General features: G+C 53.4%; 19 protein-coding genes. 16 read left to right on the top strand and 3 right to left on the bottom strand.

Going from position 1 to position 22,519, the window contains the following annotated elements; all coding sequences use genetic code 11:
- The first annotated feature begins 858 nt into the window (after positions 1-858).
- The 7 genes from ACOZIO_RS08335 to ACOZIO_RS08305 all read left to right on the top strand — a co-directional run bounded on the left by ACOZIO_RS08335 (position 859) and on the right by ACOZIO_RS08305 (position 8,852).
- A complete protein-coding gene (locus ACOZIO_RS08335) occupies positions 859-2,298 on the top strand; it encodes a sensor histidine kinase (RefSeq protein ID WP_421595174.1) in 1,440 nt (479 codons plus the stop codon).
- Positions 2,298-3,053, top strand: coding sequence for a two-component system QseEF-associated lipoprotein QseG (gene qseG / locus ACOZIO_RS08330; protein ID WP_217137871.1), 756 nt, complete (start codon positions 2,298-2,300; stop codon positions 3,051-3,053). The genes ACOZIO_RS08335 and qseG overlap by 1 nt, the downstream gene beginning before the upstream one ends.
- Complete coding sequence (gene glrR, locus ACOZIO_RS08325; protein WP_129955107.1) at positions 3,050-4,387, top strand: two-component system response regulator GlrR; 1,338 nt, start codon at positions 3,050-3,052, stop codon at positions 4,385-4,387. Before qseG ends, glrR begins: the two co-directional genes overlap by 4 nt.
- Positions 4,388-4,541: 154 nt before the next feature.
- Positions 4,542-4,880: a nitrogen regulatory protein P-II gene (glnB, locus tag ACOZIO_RS08320; protein ID WP_013574351.1), complete on the top strand. Its 339-nt coding sequence runs from the start codon at positions 4,542-4,544 to the stop codon at positions 4,878-4,880.
- A 411-nt stretch (positions 4,881-5,291) separates the two neighbouring features.
- Complete coding sequence (locus tag ACOZIO_RS08315) at positions 5,292-5,813, top strand: sorbitol dehydrogenase family protein (protein ID WP_129955108.1); 522 nt, start codon at positions 5,292-5,294, stop codon at positions 5,811-5,813.
- Between the two features lie 26 nt (positions 5,814-5,839).
- Positions 5,840-7,441 carry a GMC family oxidoreductase gene (locus ACOZIO_RS08310; RefSeq protein ID WP_129955109.1) on the top strand — a complete coding sequence of 534 codons (1,602 nt, stop codon included), beginning with the start codon at positions 5,840-5,842 and terminating at the stop codon, positions 7,439-7,441.
- A 10-nt stretch (positions 7,442-7,451) separates the two neighbouring features.
- Positions 7,452-8,852: a cytochrome c gene (locus ACOZIO_RS08305; protein ID WP_129955110.1), complete on the top strand. Its 1,401-nt coding sequence runs from the start codon at positions 7,452-7,454 to the stop codon at positions 8,850-8,852.
- Between the two features lie 63 nt (positions 8,853-8,915).
- Here the strand turns inward: ACOZIO_RS08305 and hmpA are convergent, their stop codons facing one another.
- Positions 8,916-10,106, bottom strand: coding sequence for an NO-inducible flavohemoprotein (hmpA, locus tag ACOZIO_RS08300; protein ID WP_421595173.1), 1,191 nt, complete (start codon positions 10,104-10,106; stop codon positions 8,916-8,918).
- A 328-nt stretch (positions 10,107-10,434) separates the two neighbouring features.
- Here hmpA and glyA point away from each other — a divergent pair, with 328 nt between their 5' ends.
- Positions 10,435-11,688: a serine hydroxymethyltransferase gene (gene glyA, locus ACOZIO_RS08295; protein WP_129955112.1), complete on the top strand. Its 1,254-nt coding sequence runs from the start codon at positions 10,435-10,437 to the stop codon at positions 11,686-11,688.
- Between the two features lie 163 nt (positions 11,689-11,851).
- Entirely contained in the window at positions 11,852-13,012 is a 1,161-nt protein-coding gene (locus tag ACOZIO_RS08290; RefSeq protein ID WP_217137869.1) for a 3-phenylpropionate MFS transporter, read from the top strand.
- Here ACOZIO_RS08290 and csiE read toward each other — a convergent pair.
- Positions 13,009-14,289 (bottom strand): stationary phase inducible protein CsiE, encoded by a 1,281-nt coding sequence (gene csiE, locus ACOZIO_RS08285; protein WP_129955114.1) that lies wholly within the window; start codon positions 14,287-14,289, stop codon positions 13,009-13,011. The genes ACOZIO_RS08290 and csiE overlap by 4 nt on opposite strands.
- Before the next feature lie 181 nt (positions 14,290-14,470).
- On the opposite strand from csiE, the gene ACOZIO_RS08280 reads away from it, so the two are divergent.
- Both ACOZIO_RS08280 and ACOZIO_RS08275 read left to right on the top strand, forming a co-directional pair.
- A complete protein-coding gene (locus ACOZIO_RS08280; protein ID WP_421595172.1) occupies positions 14,471-15,142 on the top strand; it encodes a DUF1007 family protein in 672 nt (223 codons plus the stop codon).
- On the top strand, positions 15,133-16,152 hold the full coding sequence (locus ACOZIO_RS08275) for a nickel/cobalt transporter (RefSeq protein ID WP_217157751.1): 1,020 nt from the start codon (positions 15,133-15,135) through the stop codon (positions 16,150-16,152). Before ACOZIO_RS08280 ends, ACOZIO_RS08275 begins: the two co-directional genes overlap by 10 nt.
- A 68-nt stretch (positions 16,153-16,220) precedes the next feature.
- Here the strand turns inward: ACOZIO_RS08275 and suhB are convergent, their stop codons facing one another.
- The gene (gene suhB / locus ACOZIO_RS08270; protein ID WP_129955117.1) at positions 16,221-17,024 is read right to left on the bottom strand and encodes an inositol-1-monophosphatase; all 804 of its coding nucleotides are present in this window, start codon (positions 17,022-17,024) and stop codon (positions 16,221-16,223) included.
- A 126-nt stretch (positions 17,025-17,150) separates the two neighbouring features.
- Between suhB and trmJ the strand changes: the two genes are divergently transcribed.
- The 5 genes from trmJ (at position 17,151) to sseB (ending at position 22,425) form a co-directional block, all read left to right on the top strand.
- On the top strand, positions 17,151-17,888 hold the full coding sequence (trmJ, locus tag ACOZIO_RS08265) for a tRNA (cytosine(32)/uridine(32)-2'-O)-methyltransferase TrmJ (RefSeq protein ID WP_129955118.1): 738 nt from the start codon (positions 17,151-17,153) through the stop codon (positions 17,886-17,888).
- A 216-nt stretch (positions 17,889-18,104) separates the two neighbouring features.
- Positions 18,105-18,599 carry a Fe-S cluster assembly transcriptional regulator IscR gene (gene iscR / locus ACOZIO_RS08260; RefSeq protein ID WP_129955119.1) on the top strand — a complete coding sequence of 165 codons (495 nt, stop codon included), beginning with the start codon at positions 18,105-18,107 and terminating at the stop codon, positions 18,597-18,599.
- Positions 18,600-18,922: 323 nt separating this feature from the next.
- Entirely contained in the window at positions 18,923-20,092 is a 1,170-nt protein-coding gene (locus tag ACOZIO_RS08255; protein ID WP_129955120.1) for an IscS subfamily cysteine desulfurase, read from the top strand.
- An 84-nt stretch (positions 20,093-20,176) separates the two neighbouring features.
- Complete coding sequence (pepB, locus tag ACOZIO_RS08250) at positions 20,177-21,487, top strand: aminopeptidase PepB (RefSeq protein WP_129955121.1); 1,311 nt, start codon at positions 20,177-20,179, stop codon at positions 21,485-21,487.
- A 74-nt stretch (positions 21,488-21,561) separates the two neighbouring features.
- Positions 21,562-22,425 (top strand): enhanced serine sensitivity protein SseB, encoded by an 864-nt coding sequence (gene sseB / locus ACOZIO_RS08245; RefSeq protein ID WP_129955122.1) that lies wholly within the window; start codon positions 21,562-21,564, stop codon positions 22,423-22,425.
- Positions 22,426-22,519 lie beyond the last annotated feature (94 nt).

The following is a 22,519-nucleotide window of genomic DNA, read 5'->3' as shown; positions in this document are numbered from 1 at the left end:
AAAACAAAATTGTATGATCCCAGATGTCATAAATTAAGCGTTTTTAGAGGGTTCACCTCCTGAGAAATAATAATCCTTTGAAACTGCAAAGATAATTAACAGGAAATCACTCTGTTGTGAGTTTTTAACCCCACGCGATCCGGTTATTCGTTTTTACACCGGTTGTCGGCTGAGTGTACCCAACGGCAGGCATCCGACGTAGCCGACAGGTGTGTGGAGGCCTTACCGGCCGGCTCAGGCCCGGCGATGTGCAGCGATAAGCTGCTGAGCAAAAAAGCCGGCATTAACTCCTGACAGGATGTGTCTAAAAATAGCGACAATAGCCTTTTGGGTTGTCTCCATTTGGAGACATTTAACTGTTTGATAATTAACGATTCGGTTTGCGCGGTGGGATACTGTTGCGATTCAGCGACACCTTGGGTGTTTTTCCAACGGATTATTGCGCCTTATGAGGAAGCTTGAAATATTATTAAAATAAAAATTATTAAAATTCATACGCTTGAATATTTTCCTTTAAAGTTGGCACGTATCCTGCTAGATTGCAGCAGTTGCTCATTCACCTGATTATGATTGGCTCACGCGAAAGCGTTGATATGCTCATAATGTCCGAATGACGCCAAAGAAACGGTGCCTATCGTTCACCCGACCGATAATCGTTGCGCAAGCACGTTATCAAGCATCGAACGACACGTTGAGTGAGGCACCACCTTTTCCGGCCTGCTGAATTTTCTGAAGAATATTCAGCAGGCCAACCCTTCGCCGTCTGTCTCTCCTGTTTCCCCATCTTGTTAACCTCCCCGACGACACTGGCTGTTTAAACCGTTGTCCGCTAGCATGACTTTATCTGTGGTAAATGAGATGAATTCGTTGAAAAGAAGACGTTTATTCCCCGGTTCGTTACGTCAGCTGGTCTTAATGGCTTTCCTGCTGGTGATGCTGCCGTTACTGGTATTGGCTTATCAGGCTTATGACAGTCTGGATCAGCTCAGCCGGCAGGCGGCGCGTATCAACCGCACCACGCTCAGTGATGCGCGCCGTAGTGAATCGATGTCCGGCATTGCGCTGGAAATGGAACGCAGCTATCGCCAGTATTGTGTCCTCGACGATCCGACGCTTTCCCGCCTTTATCAGAATCAGCACAAACAATATGCCCAGTTGCTGGATGCGCATGCGTCTGTGCTGCCGGATCTGCGCTATTACCAGACGCTGCGCACTTTGCTGACACAACTGACACAACCAACCTGTCTGAATAACTCACCGGATAAAGACTCCTCTGCACGACTGGAAAATTTCTCACGCACTAATGCTGAGATGGTTCAGGCAACCCGGGAAGTGGTGTTCTCGCGCGGACAGCAACTTCAGCGTGCGATTGCCGAACGCGGCCAGTTTTTTGGCTGGCAGGCGCTGGTGCTTTTTCTGCTCAGTGGCGCATTGGTGGTGCTGTTCACCCGCATGATTATCGGGCCGGTAAAAGGCGTCGAGCGGATGATCAACCGGCTGGGCGAAGGGCGCAATCTGGGGGATGTGGCCCGCTTTAAAGGGCCGCGGGAGATCCGCTCGCTGGTACAGCGTATCGTCTGGCTGAGTGAACGCCTTGCCTGGCTGGAGTCACAACGCCACGAATTTCTGCGTCATATTTCTCATGAACTCAAAACTCCGCTCGCCAGTATGCGTGAAGGCACCGAGCTGCTGGCGGATGAAGTGGCCGGGCGGCTGACGCCGGATCAGAAAGAAGTGGTGGCTATTCTTAATAACAGCAGCCGCCACCTGCAAACGCTGATTGAACAACTGCTCGACTACAACCGCAAGCTGGCGGATGCACCGACGCTGAGTGTGGTTGTTGATCTTAAAGCGTTGGTGGACGACGTTGTGACCGCTAACAGCCTGCCTGCCCGCGCAAAAAAAATCCGCAGTGAAGTGACGATCGAAGCGCCCCGGTGTCTGGCAGAACCGACTTTACTGAGACGGGTGCTGGATAATCTCTATTCCAATGCGGTGCACTACGGGGCTGAATCCGGTACTATTTGGGTCCGCAGCCGGCACGAAAACGGACGGGTGATGATCGAGGTGGCGAATACCGGAATGCCGATCCCGCAGGCCGAGCGCGCGATGATTTTTGAACCTTTTTACCAGGGTAGCCAGCAGAGAAAAGGGGCTGTAAAAGGCAGCGGTCTGGGGTTGAGTATTGCTCAGGACTGCATTCGTCGCATGCATGGAGAGCTGCAACTGGTTGCCGTTGAGGATGCGGACGTTTGTTTCCGTATTGAATTGCCCCTGACGGCTGAGAAGAATGAATAATGATCAAATTTTTAAGCGGTTTGTATGCGCTGTTACGCTGCCGGGTGGTCTTAGTGGGTGCACCGCTGGTGCTGGCAGGCTGCGTGCCGCATTCCGGCAATAACCATTATTATCAGCAAGTTTCCGATCAGATCGTGCCAGACAGCAAAGTGATCGACTTTCGTATTGCACCTTGTGAAACGCTCTGGGCGCTGGACGACAGCGACGCGATGACCAATTCACTGTACTGGTTACGGGCGATGGATTGTGCTGACCGGATGAGTGACGCGCAGGCGCGTTATCAGGCGCAGCAGATCCCGGCAACCCAGTGGGAAAGGGTGTTTAAACAAAGCATTCTGCTTTCCGGTGCGGATCCCGATCAGCAGCAGCGTCGCGCGTTGCTGGCGAAAGTCAGCGAGTACCGCGGCCAGATGCCGGGCTCGATTCGCCCGCTGGTACAGTTATGGCGTGAACGGCAGAATCTGCAGGTAGTACTGGGGGATGAAAAAGCCCGCAATGCCCGCCAGCAGGCGCTGAATGAAGAAAAAATTCAGACGCTGACCGCCGGACAACAGGTGCTGGAAAATAATCTTACGGATATGCGGCGTAAGCTGGAAAACCTGACCGATATTGAGCGCCAGCTTTCCTCGCGCAAACAGAGTCAGGGCGATTTGCCGGATAACGATACCAGCACGCCTGTGAAGGCAGCTTCCGGTAATGCGGTCAAACCTGCCGAAACCTACGTGCCGCCCGCTAAGGATCAGAACGCAAAATGACGATACGTAAAGCTGCCAGCTTATTGCTGGTTGATGACGATGCCAGCCTGTTAAAACTGTTGGGCATGCGCCTGACTAGCGAAGGTTTTCGTGTCACCACCGCCGAAAGCGGTGCTGAAGCGCTGCGTGTGCTGCACCGCGAACGTATTGATCTGGTGCTGAGCGATTTGCGCATGGATGAAATGGATGGCATGGCGCTGTTCGCCGAAATCCAAAAATTCCAGCCAGGCATGCCGGTGATCATTCTGACCGCGCATGGCTCTATTCCCGATGCGGTCGCCGCTACCCAGCAGGGCGTATTTGGATTCCTCACCAAGCCGGTTGACCGCGATGCGCTGTATAAGGCTATCGATGAAGCTCTGGCGCAGTCCAGTCCGTCGGCTGATGAAAGCTGGCGCGAATCGATTGTTACCCGCAGCCCGATCATGTTGCGTCTGCTTGAACAGGCCAATATGGTGGCGCAGTCTGATGTCAGTGTGCTGATTAACGGCCAAAGCGGCACCGGTAAAGAAGTGCTGGCACAGGCCATTCACGCTGCCAGCCCGCGCGGCAAAAAAGCTTTTATCGCCATTAACTGCGGCGCTTTACCGGAACAGTTACTGGAATCCGAGTTATTTGGCCATGCTAAAGGCGCATTTACCGGCGCGGTGAGCCATCGTGAGGGGCTGTTCCAGGCGGCGACCGGCGGCACGTTGTTCCTTGATGAAATCGGCGATATGCCGTTGTCGCTGCAGGTGAAATTACTGCGTGTACTGCAGGAGCGTAAGGTGCGTCCGCTGGGCAGCAATCAGGATATTGATGTGGATGTACGCATTATTTCTGCAACACACCGTGATTTGCCGAAAGCGATGGAGAAGGGTGAATTTCGCGAAGACCTGTTTTACCGCCTTAACGTCGTCAGCCTGAAGTTGCCAACGCTGAGTGAAAGATCAGAAGACATTCCGCTGCTGGCCAATCATCTGCTGCGTGTCGCGGCACAAAGGCATAAACCTTTTGTGCGCAGTTTTTCTACGGACGCGCTCAAACGGCTGATGGTCGCCAGCTGGCCGGGCAATGTGCGCCAGTTAGTGAATGTTATCGAGCAATGCGTGGCGCTGACTTCTGCACCGGTGATCAGCGAAGCTCTGGTGCAACAGGCACTGGAAGGAGAAAACACCGCACTGCCAACGTTTGCCGATGCGCGGAATCAGTTCGAACTGAACTACCTGCGTAAGCTATTACAAATCACCAAAGGTAATGTGACGCAGGCGGCACGTATTGCCGGGCGTAACCGCACCGAGTTTTATAAGTTGCTCTCCCGCCATGCGTTAGAAGCGACCGATTTTAAAGAGTAACGGGAATTTACTTTCAGAGGCTTGAGGTACATTCCTGCCGCTGAACTATGATACCTTTAGCGCCTTCGCATGCCACAGGCATCCGAAACCAGATTGTGAACCATGCTGCCGCGCAGGAAGGCGGAGAGCAAACGAATGATTATAAGGGTCCGCCATGAAAAAGATTGATGCGATTATCAAGCCATTCAAACTCGACGATGTCCGTGAAGCATTAGCGGAAGTCGGGATTACCGGGATGACTGTGACCGAAGTGAAAGGCTTTGGCCGTCAGAAAGGTCACACCGAACTCTACCGTGGTGCGGAATACATGGTCGATTTCCTGCCGAAAGTGAAAATCGAAATTGTCGTGGCAGATGATATCGTGGATACCTGTGTGGAAACCATTATGACTACCGCGCAGACCGGTAAAATCGGTGACGGTAAAATCTTCGTGTTTGATGTAGCACGAGTGGTCCGTATCCGTACCGGGGAGCAGGACGAAGAAGCGATTTAATGTTTCATCAGGGCGGGTAATTGCCGGTTACCCGCTCTGTATTTTCCCTTTCCTATCCCTGTTGATCCCATCTTGTTATACCAATCACTCTTTAACCAAATCACACCCAACCCTCTGTTTATTCTGTTTCGATGACCCGCTTTTGTTCCGTAGACGGAAAAACCCTGTTCGGCGATCACCACAAAAAATGCTATTTGTTAGTTTTTTGTGAAGGTTGAAGGGTTTTTATTGTGACTTCGTTGAAAAAGTGAGAGTAAAATCACACTTGTTGTTATACCAGTTAGAAAAACTTGTCAGGTACGTTGTAATCACTCACTAAAATAATTCAGGGTGAAAGTATCCGGCAACCAACACTGGTGTGGATTGATCTCCGTTGATCGTGGTTTTCACGCCCATTCAAAAGGCTTTGCAATGTCACAACAAGAAAAACCCATACGTATTTCCCGTCGCGTATTTTTAGGGGGCGCACTGGCGGCGCTTTCCGTTCCGCTGATGAATAAGCTGCTGCTCAGCCCGGTCTATGCCGCGCCGGTTGCCGGTTTGTCTCAGGCAAAACAGGATTTCACCCAACTTTCTCTGTATCTGACCGGTCACGAACAGTTAGATCCGGCCCTTTCTGAACGTTATTACCAGACGATGTTGCAGTTGTACCCGGACTTCACCGCACAGGTTCAGGCATTGCAGGGATTTATCACGGCGAATCATATTGACGCCGCTGATCTGCAAAAAACGCTGGATGCACAGCAGCCTGCGCTGGCGAAACTGCCGCGCAGCATCCTTCAGGCGTGGTATCTCGGGGTGGTCGGCGAGGGTAAACAGGCCGTTTGTCTGGCGTATGAAAATGCGCTGATGAATGTTGCGGTTCGCGATCACCTCAATCCGCCGAGCTATGCCTACGGCGCTTACGGTACCTGGGCAAAACAGCCCGTCTGAAAATAACGTTCCAAAAGGGTTAAGCAATGAGTGAACAACTTTCCGCTGACGTCGTCGTCATCGGCTCAGGGATCTGCGGCTCGCTGGTCGCACAGCGTCTGGCAAAACAAGGTATCTCCGTCATTATTCTGGAGTCCGGCCCGCGCATTGACCGCGGAACGCTGACTGAAAACTTCCGTAATTCGCCGCGTAAAAAAGACTTTATGTCGCCGTATCCGTATTCCGACTGGTCGCCACATCCGGTGTATAAACCGGAAGATAATGATTATCTGCAACAGCAGGGGCCGTATCCGTTCCCGGCGGAATATATCCGTATTATGGGTGGCACCACCTGGCACTGGGCGGCACAGGCGTGGCGTGTTCTGCCAAACGATATGAAGATCAACACGCTGTACGGTGTCGGGCGTGACTGGCCGTTGTCATACGAAGAACTGGAACCGTTTTATTACGAAGCTGAAGTGAAAATGGGCGTCTCCGGTGCACCTGACAACGGCTCACCGCGCAACCAGCCCTTCCCGATGGAACCGGTCGCCGAATCCTGGCTGCAACAGCGTTTTCGTGAGCGACTGGCACCTGGCGGTTATGACGTGATTGTTAACACTACCGCGCGTAACAGCCGTAACTATGACGGACGTCCGGCCTGTTGCGGTAACAATAACTGCATGCCGATTTGCCCGATCGACGCACAATATCACGGCGGCATCGCTGCGCAGGCTGCTGAGGCGGCGGGCGCAAAACTTATTACCAACGCCGTGGTTTACCGTCTGGAACATGACGAAAAAGGCCGCATTGTCGCCGCGCATTATTATGATCCGGATAAAGGTGAGCATAAAGTCACGGCGAAAAACTTCGTTCTGGCAGCCAACGGCATTGAAAGCCCGAAACTGCTGCTGATTTCTGCCAGTGATAAATATCCGGACGGGCTGGCAAACAGTTCCGGCACCGTCGGGCGTCACCTGATGGATCACCCGAGTAATTCTCTGACGTTTGAAACCGAAGAACCGTTGTGGGCAGGGCGCGGGCCGATGAGCCCGGCTTCAATCAACAGCCTGCGCGACGGCGATTTCCGTAAAGATTACGCCTCGTTCCGTATCGATATCGCCAACTCTTCCCAGGTGCAGTCGGTCACGCAGGATTTGCTGGCGGAAGGCGTCTACGGCATCAGTCTGGATAACGAAATTCGTCGCCGGGCGTCGCACCAGACCAGCCTGAAAAACGTGATGGAACAGCTGCCCAATTACGATAACCGCATCATTCTCAGCGATAAAAAAGACAAACTGGGTATTCCGAAACCGGCAGCGATTTACCACATGGATGATTATGTGCATCGCGGTATGGCGCGTGCGGTGAAGGAATACACCGAAATTGCCCGACTGATGGGGGGCACCAACTTACGCTTCAGTAAGCCGGGCGTTTACGGCAACAACCAGCACATCACCGGCACGATGAGCATGGGTCATGACCCGAAAGATTCTGTGGTAGATGCATTCGGACGCACCCATGACCATGAAAATCTGTTCATCACCAGTACCGGCGTGATGCCAACCTCGGCCACGGTCAATTCCACGCTGACCGCTGTTGCGCTGGCATTACGTACCGCTGATCATCTTGCCAAAACTGCGCTATAGGCTGACTGACATGACTCTGAACCGTTTCACTTACAAACGTCTGACGGGCGCGTTGCTGGCCTTTGGCCTGAGCCTGACTGCGGGCACGGCTTACGCCGCGTTATCGCCGGAGCAGGATGCGCTGATCAGGAAAGGCGAATATATCGCAGTAGCCGGAGACTGTGTGGCATGCCATTCCACCGAAGGTGGCAAGCCGTTTGCCGGCGGCCTCGGGCTGGCGACGCCGCTGGGCACCATTTATTCGAGCAACATCACACCCTCTAAAAAAGACGGTATCGGTAATTACACGCTGGAACAGTTTGAACATGCAGTGCGCGACGGCGTGCGCGGCGATGGCGCGAATCTGTATCCGGCGATGCCCTACACCTCGTATGCCAAAATCAGCGATGACGATATGAAAGCGTTGTATGCCTATTTTATGCAGGGTGTATCACCGGTGGATGTGCCATCAACGCCGACAGCATTGCCGTTCCCGTTCAACGTGCGTCTGTCGATGGCGGGCTGGAACTTGTTGTTCCTCGAAAAAGGGGCGTTTAAAGCCGATCCGTCGAAAAGCGATCAGATCAACCGGGGGGCCTATCTTGGCGAAGCACTCGCACACTGCAGCACTTGCCATACGCCACGTAATGCGCTGATGGCAGAGCAGGGCGATAAAGCGCTGAGCGGCAGCAGTCTGGGCACCTGGTTTGCACCGAACATTACGTCGGATGCGGTCAGCGGTATTGGCAACTGGAGCACGGATGAAATTGCCGGTTACCTGAAAACGGGTCACGCACCGGGCAAGGCGCAGGCGGCAGGGCCGATGGCTGAAGCGATTGACCACAGCCTGAGCCATCTGAGCGACAGCGATTTGCAGGCGATTGCCGTCTGGCTGAAACAAACCACGCCGGTCAGTCAGGAAGGACAGGCGAAAGCCGCCGATCAGTTCGGATCACCGGCGAATTATGTCGATACGCTGCGTGGCGTTCCGCGTCCGGCTGACGCCGGAAAAATGACCGGCTGGCAGGTGTATGACGGTTATTGTGCCAGTTGCCATCAGCCCGACGGGCGTGGCAGCAAAGACGGTGGCCTGCCGTCGCTGATGAATAACACTGCGCTGGGACATCTGAACAGCGACAATCTGGTGATGGCGATTTTACATGGCGTGCAGCGCGGGCCGGAAAACAAAGATGTCGCGATGCCGGCCTTTGAGCATTTACTGTCAGATACGCAGGTCGCTACGCTGAGCAATCAGCTGTTGAAGCAGTTTGGCAACGATCAGGCGAAAGTTACGCCGGAGCGGGTGAAAGAATTGCGTGCAGGCGGCAAACCTTCGCCGCTGCTGGAACTGGCGCACTGGGGAATGGGCATTGCCGGGCTGGTGGTTATCCTGCTGATTGCTTTATTCTTTATGCGTCGCCGTCGTCCTTAATACCTGCTGACGCAGCAATAATAAAGGCTGACATTCTGTGTCAGCCTTTTTTTCGTGCAGGGATTAAATCACTTTATGCGGGCCGAAACATTCGTAGTGAATGTTAGCTTCGCTGATGTTCATCGCCAGCAGTTGTCTGGCGACGAACTGCATAAAGCCCACCGGTCCGCACAGATAGAAATGCATGTCCGGGGTGCTCAGTGACCCGCTGACTTTGCTCAGATCCATCAGTCCCTGATACTGGAAATCTTCTCCGGGTAAATCATCAGCCTGTGGCAGGTTATACCAGACATGATGTTCCAGTTGCGGCAGGCTTTCCTGCGCGTTTTTCACTTCACCGGCAAACGCATGCACCGCGCCGTTTTCCGCGGCGTGCAACCACTGAACCGGGGCAGGGTGTCCGCGCTGTGCCAGTGTGTTGAGCATGCCTAACATTGGCGTCTGACCGACACCGGCGGATATCAGCGCCACCGGCGTGATATCGCTGATGTCCATAAAGAAATCACCGTGCGGGGCGGCAAGATGAATAATATCGCCCGGTTGCGCGAAATTATGCAGGAAGTTGGACACCGCACCTTGCCCTTCGCGTTTTACCGCGATGCGGTAGCTTTTGCCATTCGGTGCCTGTGTCAGGGAATACTGACGGATTTCCTGATTCTCCAGTGAAGCATCACGAATATACACCGCCAGATATTGCCCCGGTTTGAAGTCCGCCACCGGTTTACCATCGACAGGCTCCAGCACGAAAGAGGTAATGAGCTCACTTTGCGGTTGTTTTTCGGCAATACGGAATTCACGCGTACCGTGCCAGCCACCGGTTTTTTCTGCACTGTCCTGATAAATTTCAGCTTCACGGTTGATAAACACATCCGCCAGCACGCCATAGGCTTTGCCCCACGCATCCAGCACTTCCTGGCCCGGACTGAACATTTCATCCAGCGTTGCCAGCAGGTGAGTCCCGACAATATTGTATTGCTCAGGCTGAATGGTAAAACTGGTGTGCTTTTGCGCGATGCGCTCCACGGCAGGCAGCAGCGCCGCCAGGTTTTCAATATTGGCGGCGTAAGCGCAGATGGCATCGAACAGCGCCTGACGCTGATCGCCGTTGCGCTGGTTGCTCATATTAAAGATGTCTTTCAGCTCGGGGTTATGTGTGAACATGCGGTCATAGAAGTGTGCGGTCAGTTTCGGGCCAGTCACAGCGAGCAAAGGGATAGTGGATTTAACGGTGGCGATAGTGGCTGAATCAAGCATGGTGAACTCCGGCTCTGTGAGAATTTTATATAACATGCATTTAAAATGCATGTTATATAAACCGACTATTGCTGTAAACCCCCCTAAAGGGGTAAGGGCTTTCCCCCGCAGGGGCCGGGTCACAAAGCTGAAATTTGTGCATGACCGGGTGAATAAATATCTCTTGATTATGGGCAGAGGTTCGCAGATCAAAGCCTTGCTGTATCTGGAGCCAATCGTTTGCCTAAAAACCTCAAACTGACCCTATCCGAAGGCCGCTTAAACATTTACACTGTGGCGCAGAACCCGGAAGGGGCTTTTTTTTAGTTTGTTGAGTCAGGAGATGCGGATGTTAAAGCGTGAAATGAACATTGCCGATTATGATGCTGAGCTGTGGGCAGCAATGGAAAAAGAAGTTGTTCGTCAGGAAGAACATATCGAGCTGATTGCGTCAGAAAACTATACCAGCCCGCGTGTCATGCAGGCTCAGGGTTCGCAACTGACCAACAAATATGCCGAAGGCTATCCGGGCAAACGTTATTATGGTGGCTGTGAGTACGTCGACATCGTAGAACAACTGGCCATCGACCGTGCAAAAGAATTGTTCGGTGCAGATTTCGCCAACGTTCAGCCGCACTCCGGCTCACAGGCAAATTTCGCGGTGTATACCGCATTGCTGCAACCGGGCGACACTATTCTGGGGATGAACCTTGGCCATGGTGGTCACCTGACTCACGGTTCACCGGTTAACCTTTCCGGCAAACTGTATAACGTGGTGCCTTATGGCATCGACGAAAGCGGCGATATCGATTACGAAGACGTGAAACGTCAGGCCGAAGCGCATAAACCAAAAATGATCATCGGCGGCTTCTCCGCATTCTCCGGTATCGTTGACTGGGCAAAAATGCGTGAAATTGCCGACAGCGTTGGTGCTTACTTCTTCGTTGATATGGCACACGTTGCCGGTCTGATTGCTGCAGGCGTTTACCCGAACCCGGTTCCTCACGCACATATCGTGACCACCACCACGCACAAAACGCTGGCCGGTCCACGCGGCGGTCTGATTCTGGCGAAAGGCGGTGACGAAGAGTTCTATAAAAAACTCAATTCCGCTGTCTTCCCGGGTGGCCAGGGCGGCCCGCTGATGCACGTGATTGCCGGTAAAGCAGTCGCACTGAAAGAAGCGATGGAGCCTGAGTTCAAAGCTTACCAGCAACAGGTGGCTAAAAACGCACAGGCCATGGTGGCTGTGGTGCTGGAACGCGGCTACAAAGTGGTATCCGGCGGCACACACAACCATCTGTTCCTGATGGATCTGGTGGATAAAAACCTGACCGGTAAAGAAGCGGATGCTGCACTGGGCCGCGCTAACATCACTGTGAACAAAAACAGCGTGCCTAACGATCCGAAGAGCCCGTTTGTGACTTCCGGTGTGCGTATCGGTACACCAGCCGTCACCCGTCGCGGTTTCAAAGAAGCCGAAGCGCGTGAACTGGCTGGCTGGATCTGTGACGTGCTGGACAACGTGAACGATGAAGCAACCATCGAACGCGTTAAACAGAAAGTGCTCGACATCTGTGCACGCTTCCCGGTTTACGCGTAATATTTGCGAAGCCGTTAAGCTGCGAAAACCCGCTCCGGCGGGTTTTTTTATGGGCATGTATCAGAATTTGTGAGCTGGCAGACATTCCTGAAGTCAGAAAGCGTCTGCGGATTGCTAGCGATTGTGAGCTTTGTCAAAGTATTGGCCTCACACCGGAGGATTTATGGAATTGCGTTCCACGCGCTGGCTTGCACTCAGTTATTTCACCTACTTTTTCAGTTACGGTATTTTTCTTCCCTTCTGGGGCTTGTGGCTCAAAGGCGAGGGGATCTCCTCCGAAAGCATCGGCCTGCTGCTCGGTGCCGGTCTGGTCGCCCGCTTTCTCGGCACGCTCATCATTTCTCCCTCCATCAAAGACCCTTCTTACCTTATTACCGGTCTGCGTATTCTGGCGCTGCTTACGCTGGCGTTTGCCGTCGGTTTCTGGTTTGGCAACGGCTGGGCATGGCTGATGATTAACATCGCCGGATTCAGTCTGTTCTTCGGTCCGCTGGTGCCGCTGACCGATGCGCTGGCAGGTACGCTACAACGGCAGATCAATATGGATTATGGCAAGGTGCGCGTCTGGGGTTCCATTGCCTTTGTGATTGGTTCGGCGGTCACAGGCAAACTGGTCGAGGTGTATGGCCATAACGCGATTCTCTATACGCTGACCGCAGGCGTGGCGGCGATGCTGCTCGGCATGTTATTGCGCCCGAGCGTGAAGCCGGCGGGAGAGCCGCGTGCAAGCGGGGCGCCGGGTATTTCGTGGAAAGCGTTGCTGAGCGAAAAACCGGTCTGGCGTTTTCTGTTATGTGTGACGCTGTTACAGGGGGCTCACGCAGCGTATTACGGTTTCAGTGCCATTTACTGGCAGGACGTGGGCTATTCTTCCACAACTATCGGCTATTTATGGTCGCTGGGTGTGGTGGCGGAAGTGCTGGTATTCACCTTCAGTAAACAGCTGTTCAGCCGCTGGTCGGCACGGGATCTTCTGCTGCTTTCGGCCGTATGCGGCGTGTTGCGCTGGACAATGATGGGGGCGTTTACCGCTTTGCCGTGGCTGATTGTGATGCAGATTTTACACTGTGGCACGTTTACGGTCTGCCATCTGGCGGGCATGCGGTTTATTGCTGCACGGCCAGGTGATCAGGTGATCCGTCTGCAATCGGTGTATTCCGCACTGGCAATGGGGGGCGGCGTGGCAGTGATGACCATGTTATCCGGTTTCCTGTTCGAACATCTGCATGCCGGATTATTCTGGGTGATGGCGTTGCTGGCAGTGCCGGCTATTTTCCTGCGTCCGGCTGTGACGCCGTCAACGGTTGCGACATCAGCCCGTTAGGGAGCTTCGAGCAGCGAGCGGATACGTTTCCGCTGCTCTTTTGCCAGCGGTAACTGCGTGTGGATCACCAGCGGATCGGCGTCAGTGCTGCGGGTGGCGTAGGGGGTGACAATCATCGCTACGCCACTCGGTGCGCCGAATTTATAGAAATCCGCCAGCGTCTGATATTTGATGTTCAGCGGCAGCAGCGTCGCCTCGCGGATTTGCTGCTCGACGGCTTCTTCCAGCTGCGGATTATCGTGGGTCAGCAGCAAAATTTGTTTCTCCTGCAAGGCGTTACCCTGCATCAGCCATGCACCAAAGGTGATGGCCACCAGCCCGACTTCATCTTCTGAAAGCGTAATCAGGTATTCGTGCTCAAACCCCTGTAACGCCTCGCGGGTGGTACGCACCAGACGCGGATACATCCGGTTCACTTCTTCCTGCATCAGGTTATCGATGCCGATGCCGAAATGACAGCGTTCAATTGCCGGGCCCAGATGAGCGAAAAGCTGACCGACCAGTCCTTCGTAACTGCTGAATTTCATGCCGGCAATATCCTGAAAACGCGCCACCATATTTTCAATTTCTAATAACAGGCGCTGATCTTCCGTTGAGCCGGAACTCTGATAACTGTGGATTTTCAGCATCCGTAACATCAGCGTGAAAAACTCACATTCGCAGTCATCCAGACGGCCTTTGCTGAGTGCCTGCAACTGGCTAAACAGTTCGCGGGCGGCAGGATATTCCGGTTTTTCACGCAACCAGCGCCGCTGTTGTTCGGTAAAACGCAAGCCGGTCGGGCCGTTGTTTTGCCACAGACAGTATTGAAGACAGATAAGCATCAGCTGGCGGTCATGTCCGCTCAGCGGCCTGGGCAGCAATGCACCGCAATCTTCGAGCATCAAACCCAGAATATCGGTGCGCAGTGCCGCTTTCGGGCAGGTCTGGCCTTCAAATGCGATGTGCAACCATGGGATGAAATGGCGCGAAACGAAATCCGGGGAAATACGTAATGTGCGGCGCAAACCCTGAAATAAACACAGCCGCTGAGCAAGCGCGTCGCCCTGAATACGGCACTGTTTTTCGCTATATTGCAGCACATCAAGCTGGTGGATCCGCTGAATTTCGCAGGTCACTTCTGCCAGATCTTCCCACGTGATGTCTAATGCGACGCCATTAATTTCACTGATGATCTCCAGCTGAACCGCCGTCAGCGGCGCGTAAAGCATCAGCAACACATGGCAACGGCGTTGCGTAGCGGAAAGCGCAGGGGAGGGCTGTTTTTCTGGATTCATATCACCTGCCGAAAAAGTATCGCCTGAAATTATTAGTCAAGCATAGCAAAGCGAATGCCCGCAATAAGGCGCGGAGATTGGCTTTTACTCCGGCTTACAACTCAGATCACAGATATTTTTGACGACCGCTTAAATGCACAGCAAAATACTGTTACTTAGTAACAATATAATGGCGCCAGATATGGAAATGACGTTACACCAGGCCCGGAACCGGCCTTTTCCCCGTTACGTTAAATGGCTGTGCGCTGCGCTGTTGTGCCTGCCCGCCACGGTGCTGGCGCACCCGCACAGTTTTATTGATATGCAGACCACACTGGTGACAAATGAAACCTCACTGACCGGGCTGAAAATGGTGTGGACGATGGATGAAATCACCTCGGCAGATTTACTCTATGACGCGCATAACGCCAAACCGGGTTCGGATATCTGGAAGAAACTGGCGGCGGAAGTGATGGCGCGCGTGCTAAGCCAGCATTACTTCACAGATTTCTATCGCGATGGAAAACCGGTGAAGTATCTGGATCTGCCCAGTGAATATCAGCTTTCCCGCAAAGGCGATCAGGCGGTGCTGGAGTTCGTCCTGCCGCTGGCGAAACCACAAGTGCTGGAAGGCAAACCCATGGAATTCTCCACTTTCGATCCTTCGTATTTTGTCGATATGACATATAAAGACAACACCGCGCTGCATTTGCCACCGGCGCTGGAAAAACGCTGTACGCTGGCGCTGTTTACAGCAAAGCCGGATGCCTCGCTGCAAAACTATGCCCTGTCACTCGATAAGGCTGATGCCCCGCCGGAAGACATGGATCTTGGTCAGCAATTTGCCCAGAAGGTGACGCTGGAATGTCATTAATCTCCACGCCATCGAAAACGCTGTCCTGGCGCGATCTCTGGCCGCTGGCGGTATTTCTGTTGCTGCTGGCGGGCGGTGCTTGCCTGTTAATCCATTACTGGCCGCGTATTTTGCTCAGCAGCATTATCTGGCAGCGGGAGTTACATCAGGAACTGGCCGGATTGCTGCGGCAGGTGAAACAAAATCCTGCGCAGGCGGGGATGACGCTGGCGGGCTTCAGCCTGATTTACGGCGTAATCCACGCTATCGGGCCGGGGCACGGTAAAATCGTCATTACCACCTACCTGGCGACACATCCTTCACGGCTGAAAACCAGCCTGAAGCTGACCTTCGCGTCGGCGATTGTGCAGGGACTGGTGGCGATATTGCTGGTCAGTGTGGTCCTTGGCGTGTTGCAGCTCTCTTCGCGACAACTGCATCAGAGCAGTTTCTGGATGGAGCGGGGCAGTTTCATTCTGGTGATGTTGCTCGGATTGCTGTTGTGCTGGCGAGCCCTCAAACGGGTGTGGCAAACCCTCAAAGATCTGCGCCGGCCACCGGCGATGAAAATCCGCAGCCTTTCCCCGGCGGTCAGTAATACGCATGTTCATGATGAATATTGCGGCTGCGGCCATCAGCATGTGCCCAGCGATCAGCAGCTTCAGGCGGGTGATGATTTGCGCACGAAGGTAGCGATTGTGCTGGCGATGGGGCTACGTCCGTGTTCCGGCGCGATCATGGTTTTGCTGTTTGCCAAGGTCATTGACGTCTACATCTGGGGCGTGATTTCGGCGATCACTATGGCTGCCGGCACCTCGCTGACCGTATCACTTATCGGTGTACTGGTGTTTTACAGCCGTGCGCTGGCCGTCAAACTCAGCGCCAGCCGTACGCCTGCGGCGTGGCAGCGGATTGCCTGGTCGCTGCTGGCACTGACCGGCGGGATGATATTGCTGGGAGCGGGCATCTTGCTCTACAGCACCGGCGGCGGTGATATTTCACCGATAACCGGCGGCCCATTCAGGGGATAAACCGCAGGCATAAAAAAACGGACGCCCGGTGGGACGTCCGTTGTTGTTTGTATCATTCAGCGGCGGGATTAACGCTTCAGCGCTTCGCTCAGTTCATCACGCATGGTCATCAGAATGCCTTTAACGACGCGCGGGTTGCCGGCAACAATGTTACCTGACGAGAAGTGGTTATGGCCGCCAACGAAGTCAGTCACCACGCCGCCGGATTCACGCACCAGCAGTTCGCCACCGGCGAAATCCCAGGGCTTCAGGGCGATTTCGAAGAAACCGTCAACGCGGCCAGCGGCCACGTAGGCCAGATCCAGTGCAGCAGAACCGGTGCGACGGAAGTCTGCACATTCGGTGAACAGTTTGCCCACGACATTCATGTAGCTGGTTGCGTGTTGTTTTGCTTTGAACGGGAAGCCGGTTGCCAGAATGGTGCCGTCGAGATCTTTCGCGTGAGTGCCACGCAGACGGTAACCGTTCAGCTGTGCGCCCTGACCGCGGGTCGCGGTGAAGAGTTCGTTACGCATCGGGTCATAAACTACCGCAACTTCAGTGCGGCCTTTGATGCGCACGGCGATAGAGACAGCGAAATGTGGGAAGCGTTTAACGAAGTTGGTGGTGCCATCCAGCGGGTCGATAATCCATTGTACGTCTTTGTCTTCGCCTTCCAGCTCGCCACACTCTTCACTGATGATGGTGTGTTTTGGATAGGATTTGCGAATGACATCGATAATCATGTGTTCTGCATCGCGGTCTACGTTGGTAACAAAATCGTTGGTACCTTTTTGGGTAGATTCTACAGAGTCTGGCGTTTCGTAATGTTTGGCAATCAGGTTACCGGCCTTGCGCGCAGCGCGCACGGCGATGGTGAGCATCGGATGCATGGATATCTTCCAACTAGGATGTTAAAGAACGGGAATACGGGAAACGGCGCGCAGTATAGCAGGGGTTCTGAAAATTAACTACCGTTGTGTTAGGCTGTTGTGATTTTCCGTCTGGTAAGAGTTCCTATGCTGCCCAATATCCGCATTGTATTAGTAGAAACATCCCACACTGGCAATATGGGGTCAACCGCCCGCGCCATGAAAACCATGGGATTATCAAGTCTTTATCTGGTCAATCCGCTGGTGAAACCTGATTCTCAGGCCATCTCTTTATCTGCCGGTGCCAGCGATGTGATCGGTAATGCGACCATCGTTGATACGCTGGATGAAGCGCTGGCCGGTTGCAGCCTGGTGATCGGCACCAGTGCGCGTTCCCGCACCTTGCCGTGGCCGATGCTGGAACCGCGTGAATGCGGAGAGCTCAGCGCGAAAGCCGCACAAACCGCGCCGGTGGCACTGGTGTTTGGCCGTGAACGTGTCGGGCTGACCAATGAAGAACTGCAAAAATGTAACTATCACGTTTGCATTCCGGCCAATCCTGAATACAGTTCGCTGAATCTGGCAATGGCCGTGCAAATTATCGCGTATGAAGTGCGCGTCGCCTATCTGGCCTTGCTGGAAGCGGCAAAACCGCAGATTGAATATGAAGAAACGCCTTATCCTCTGGTCGATGATCTTGAGCGTTTTTATCAGCATCTGGAAAAAACCTTGCTGGAAACCGGCTTTATTCGTCAGGCACATCCGGGTCAGGTAATGAGCAAACTACGCCGTCTGTTTACCCGTGCGCGACCTGAATCTCAGGAGTTAAACATCCTGCGCGGTATTCTGACATCGATTGAAAAGACCAATAGCAGCAAAGAGTAAGCGCCAGGGGTTGAGGATAAACATCAAACCTTTGCTTGTTAATCAACAGATTACTTCTTACCCGTGAATGGCGACAACTGGGCGGAATATAGGGTCAGGTAATACTTGAGTAAATTACTAGGTTAAATAGTTGACTGATTTACTCAGGAATGGCAGACTCATTTACATGTTCCGCACGATTGAATTTTTAAGTCATTTTAAACAGGTAACCATGCTATGAGACTGACATCCAAAGGCCGTTATGCCGTGACCGCTATGCTCGACGTTGCACTGCATTCCCAGGAAGGACCAGTACCCCTGGCTGACATTTCTGAGCGTCAGGGTATTTCCCTTTCTTACCTGGAGCAGCTTTTCTCTCGCTTACGTAAAAATGGTCTGGTTGCCAGTGTTCGTGGTCCGGGCGGTGGTTATCTGTTAGGTAAAGACTCGGGTGATATCGCCGTTGGCGCGGTGATCACGGCCGTTGACGAATCCGTTGACGCCACCCGTTGTCAGGGTAAAGAAGGCTGCCAGAATGGCGAACGTTGCCTGACTCATACCTTATGGCGTGATCTGAGCGAGCGCATCAGCGGCTTCCTGAACAATATTACACTGGCAGAACTGGTCAACAACCAGGAAATCCTGGAAGTGGCTGACCGTCAGAACGGTGAAGTCCGTCGTCAGCCAAATGGCCGTCAGATGGAAACCATCAACGTCAATCTTCGAGCCTGATCCCCGTCATCCTTCGCGCCGCCCCGGCGTTGGCTGCTGTCGCAAACCCCGGTCACATACTAGTGTATGCTCCCGGGGATGTGCTCTGTTGCCGCCTTGATGCGACACGAATGATTTAGGGGAGCATGTGAATTTTGATGTTACTAAAAGCCCGCTGAAATGCAGATTTCCGCGGGCTTTTGCTTTTCAGACGTCATTTCTTACCGATTAGTGCCCGCAAAGCGTCATTTCCCTTTTAAGAAGTTGTGAACCCGTTTTAAACTGGTTGTCGTTTTTTTTATTCTTTCGTTCGAAACCGAACGCGCAGTCCGGAGCTACCTGCCATGAAATTACCTATTTATCTTGATTACTCTGCCACGACGCCGGTTGATCCGCGTGTTGCACAGAAAATGATGCAGTGTCTGACACTGGACGGTACTTTCGGTAATCCGGCCTCCCGTTCTCATCGTTTTGGCTGGCAGGCAGAAGAGGCCGTGGATGTGGCGCGTAACCAGATTGCGGAGCTGATTAATGCGGATCCCCGTGAAATCGTCTTCACGTCAGGCGCAACCGAATCTGACAATCTGGCGATTAAAGGCGCGGCTCATGCACAGCGTGCGAAAGGTCACCACATTATTACCAGCCAGACTGAGCACAAAGCGGTGTTAGACACCTGCGCGCAGCTGGAGACGGAAGGCTTTGAGGTCACCTACCTGACGCCGCAGGCCGACGGTGTTATTCCATCAGCAGCCATTGAAGCCGCGTTGCGCCCGGATACGATTCTGGTGTCCATCATGCAGGTTAACAATGAAACCGGCGTTATCCAGGATATCGCAACAATTGGCGAGCTTTGCCGCAGCCGGGGTATTCTTTTTCATGTGGATGCAACCCAAAGCGTGGGGAAAATCGCGATTGATCTCAGCGAATTGCAGGTTGATCTGATGTCGTTTTCCGCCCATAAGATTTACGGCCCGAAAGGCATCGGGGCGCTGTATGTGAGTCGTAAACCGAAAGTAAGGATTGACGCGCAAATCCACGGCGGCGGTCATGAGCGCGGCATGCGTTCAGGTACCTTGCCGGTGCATCAGATTGTCGGAATGGGCGAAGCGTATCGTATTGCCAAAGAAGAAATGACCGCTGAAGTGGCGCGTCTGTCCGCACTGCGCGATCGTCTGTGGAAAGGCATTCAGCAGCTTGATCGGGTGTTTCTCAATGGCGCGCCGGAACATGCTGCGCCCAATATTCTCAACGTCAGTTTTGCCGATGTTGAAGGAGAATCTCTGATTATGGCGCTCAAGGATCTGGCTGTTTCGTCCGGTTCCGCCTGTACGTCCGCGAGCCTCGAACCCTCTTACGTGCTGCGTGCGCTGGGATTAAGCGAGGAGCTGGCACACGGCTCAATCCGTTTTTCTCTCGGGCGCTGGACCACAGAAGAAGAAATTGATTATGCAATTGCGCTGGTGGTGAAATCTGTCCGTCGCCTGCGTGAGTTGCCCCCTGTTTATACAAAATAATGAAGTGCCGCCCGATGAAAGGGTGATTTGCCTGTCATTGAAAATGAATATTCATTGAAGATAAAAAACATCAGGAGTGCTGTTATGAGTTCCGAAGTCACGACCAATGAAGCAATGTCCGTATTCCTTTCTTCTCAGCCTGCCGATGCGCGCTGGGGTGAAAAAGCCACACTGAGCACCGATTCTGCCGGGATGACCATTCATCTCAATAGCGGCGATGTGCTGACGGTCATTGCCCGTGCCGCGCGTCGTATCGACGGCCAGGGAGTCAAAAATATTAAACTGGCCGGTGAAGGCTGGGATCTCGAAAACAGCTGGGCTTTCTGGCAGGGCTTCCGTGGTCCGAAAGGAACACGCCATGTTGAATGGGCCGAATTGTCCGAAGATGACGCGAAAACGCTCAGGCAACGGCTGAAAATCATCGACTGGGTACGAAATACCATTAATACCCCGGCAGAAGATTTGTCCCCAGAACAACTGGCCACCCGCGCGGTTGATCTGATGTGTGAATTTGGTCACGACAAAGTCAGCTACCGTATCACCAAAGGCGACGACCTGCGTCAGCAAAATTATATGGGTATCCACATCGTCGGGCGCGGTTCTGACCGTCAGCCGGTCTTGCTGGCGCTTGATTACAACCCAAGCGGAGACGCTGAAGCGCCGGTTTATGCCTGCCTGGTCGGTAAAGGCATTACCTTTGACACCGGCGGTTACAGCCTGAAACCAAGCGGTTCCATGGATTCCATGAAAGCAGATATGGGCGGCGCAGCCACCCTGACCGGCGCACTGGCGCTGGCAGCGGCTAACGGCCTGAACAAACGCGTAAAACTGTATCTGTGCTGCGCGGATAACATGGTCAGCGGTAATGCACTGAAACTCGGCGATATCATCCGTTACCGCAACGGCAAAACCGTTGAAGTGATGAATACCGACGCCGAAGGCCGCCTGGTGCTGGCCGATGGTCTGATCGATGCGTCTGCGCAAAATCCTGAACTGATCATTGATGCTGCCACACTGACCGGTGCGGCGAAAACAGCGCTGGGTAACGATTATCACGCCCTGTTCAGCTTTGACGATGCACTGGCGGGTGAACTGCTGGAAAGCGCAAAATCCGAACACGAACCGTTCTGGCGCCTGCCGCTGGAAGAATTCCACCGTTCTCATCTGCCATCCAACTTTGCTGAACTGAATAATATTGCCGGTCCGGCACACACAGCGGGTGCGAGTACGGCGGCGGCCTTCCTGTCTCATTTCGTCACGGAATATAAGAAAGGCTGGCTGCACATTGACTGTTCTGCAACGTACCGTAAAAGCGCAGCGGATCAGTGGTCTGCCGGTGCAACCGGTCTCGGCGTGCGAACTGTGGCTAATTTATTGTTAGCTAAAGCGAAGTAAGCAGTAAAATTTGCATGAAGCATAACGGGGCGCTTAACAGTGCCCCGTTTATACCATTACCGGAGTCAAGAACCATGAGTGTCCCACACGATCATCTGCCTGCTGGTGCTGCGGCAACTGACGGTGAAAACGAGCTGGAGCGGCTGCTTCGCCTGTCTGTCACCGCACCTGCGTGGCGTCCGGCGTTTTATCAAACCTTGCTGGAATCCACTGTGTTTGTGCTCGGTGATGCAGGGCAGGATAACGCGGAAAAGCAGGGCAGTGTGGCGATCACCGCTGGCAGTGAACTGAATATTTTGCACTGGGAAAAACAGGACGGCAGCTCGATTATCCCTTTCTTTTCCTCGGTGGACGTTCTGGAAAAAGCCAGTGCCGGTGAAAGCCCGGATGAGCAGGCATTTGTCGCGCTGCCTGCCCGCGTGCTGTTTGAAATGACGCAGGGGGAAGAATTGTTTCTCAATCCCAAGTCGGAATATGGCAAGGAATTTTATCCGGGCGAAGTCACGCTGTTGCTGAACAGTGGCGGGCTGAATGCGCCGTCTGAGCTGGTGCTGGATAAAGAAAGCCAGTTGCTGATCGGCCAGCCGGAAGAATATCCTTCTACCATGATCGATGCGCTCACTACGCTTTTCGCCCGGAAGAAACCGGTGCGCCGCGCATTTATGGCGCTGATCCACGATAAAGCCGTGGATGATCAGCCCAACCTGCTGATCGGTGTTGAAGCGGACGGTGATGAACAGGAGATCGATGCGCTGATCCGCGAGGCGGGCAATGTGGCGAGTGAAACCTCTCCCGACGATCGTCCGGTGGATTTCTGTATCGTTTCTGAAAAAGAGCGCGGTATCAGCCATTACCTGATCAGCCACACGCAGCCGTTCTATCAGCGCAAGTGGGGAAGCTGGTTGCGCAATATCATTCCTTCTTCCGGTCAGGCATAAAAGTGACGATACACCAGGGGAAACGCCGTTTTGCCCCTGTTTTGTTTAAGGGAAATAGGTGGTTTAGGTTCGATAGTGAATCAATCACACATTT

This window comes from Rahnella sp. PD4, from assembly GCF_049199325.1.
Classification (GTDB): domain Bacteria; phylum Pseudomonadota; class Gammaproteobacteria; order Enterobacterales; family Enterobacteriaceae; genus Rahnella; species Rahnella perminowiae.
This window is presented reverse-complemented; position numbering and strand designations above follow the sequence as displayed.

Bases quoted from the DNA above. Each gene is read 5' to 3' on its own strand.
- iscR (WP_129955119.1), top strand. From the start codon at position 18,105: ATGAGACTGACATCCAAAGGCCGTTATGCCGTGACCGCTATGCTCGAC.
- qseG (WP_217137871.1), top strand. From the start codon at position 2,298: ATGATCAAATTTTTAAGCGGTTTGTATGCGCTGTTACGCTGCCGGGTG.
- glyA (WP_129955112.1), top strand. From the start codon at position 10,435: ATGTTAAAGCGTGAAATGAACATTGCCGATTATGATGCTGAGCTGTGG.
- pepB (WP_129955121.1), top strand. From the start codon at position 20,177: ATGAGTTCCGAAGTCACGACCAATGAAGCAATGTCCGTATTCCTTTCT.
- ACOZIO_RS08335 (WP_421595174.1), top strand. From the start codon at position 859: ATGAATTCGTTGAAAAGAAGACGTTTATTCCCCGGTTCGTTACGTCAG.
- glrR (WP_129955107.1), top strand. From the start codon at position 3,050: ATGACGATACGTAAAGCTGCCAGCTTATTGCTGGTTGATGACGATGCC.
- ACOZIO_RS08305 (WP_129955110.1), top strand. From the start codon at position 7,452: ATGACTCTGAACCGTTTCACTTACAAACGTCTGACGGGCGCGTTGCTG.
- csiE (WP_129955114.1), bottom strand. From the start codon at position 14,289: ATGAATCCAGAAAAACAGCCCTCCCCTGCGCTTTCCGCTACGCAACGC.
- ACOZIO_RS08310 (WP_129955109.1), top strand. From the start codon at position 5,840: ATGAGTGAACAACTTTCCGCTGACGTCGTCGTCATCGGCTCAGGGATC.
- ACOZIO_RS08255 (WP_129955120.1), top strand. From the start codon at position 18,923: ATGAAATTACCTATTTATCTTGATTACTCTGCCACGACGCCGGTTGAT.
- ACOZIO_RS08290 (WP_217137869.1), top strand. From the start codon at position 11,852: ATGGAATTGCGTTCCACGCGCTGGCTTGCACTCAGTTATTTCACCTAC.
- ACOZIO_RS08275 (WP_217157751.1), top strand. From the start codon at position 15,133: ATGTCATTAATCTCCACGCCATCGAAAACGCTGTCCTGGCGCGATCTC.
- ACOZIO_RS08280 (WP_421595172.1), top strand. From the start codon at position 14,471: ATGGAAATGACGTTACACCAGGCCCGGAACCGGCCTTTTCCCCGTTAC.
- trmJ (WP_129955118.1), top strand. From the start codon at position 17,151: ATGCTGCCCAATATCCGCATTGTATTAGTAGAAACATCCCACACTGGC.
- suhB (WP_129955117.1), bottom strand. From the start codon at position 17,024: ATGCATCCGATGCTCACCATCGCCGTGCGCGCTGCGCGCAAGGCCGGT.
- sseB (WP_129955122.1), top strand. From the start codon at position 21,562: ATGAGTGTCCCACACGATCATCTGCCTGCTGGTGCTGCGGCAACTGAC.
- hmpA (WP_421595173.1), bottom strand. From the start codon at position 10,106: ATGCTTGATTCAGCCACTATCGCCACCGTTAAATCCACTATCCCTTTG.
- glnB (WP_013574351.1), top strand. From the start codon at position 4,542: ATGAAAAAGATTGATGCGATTATCAAGCCATTCAAACTCGACGATGTC.
- ACOZIO_RS08315 (WP_129955108.1), top strand. From the start codon at position 5,292: ATGTCACAACAAGAAAAACCCATACGTATTTCCCGTCGCGTATTTTTA.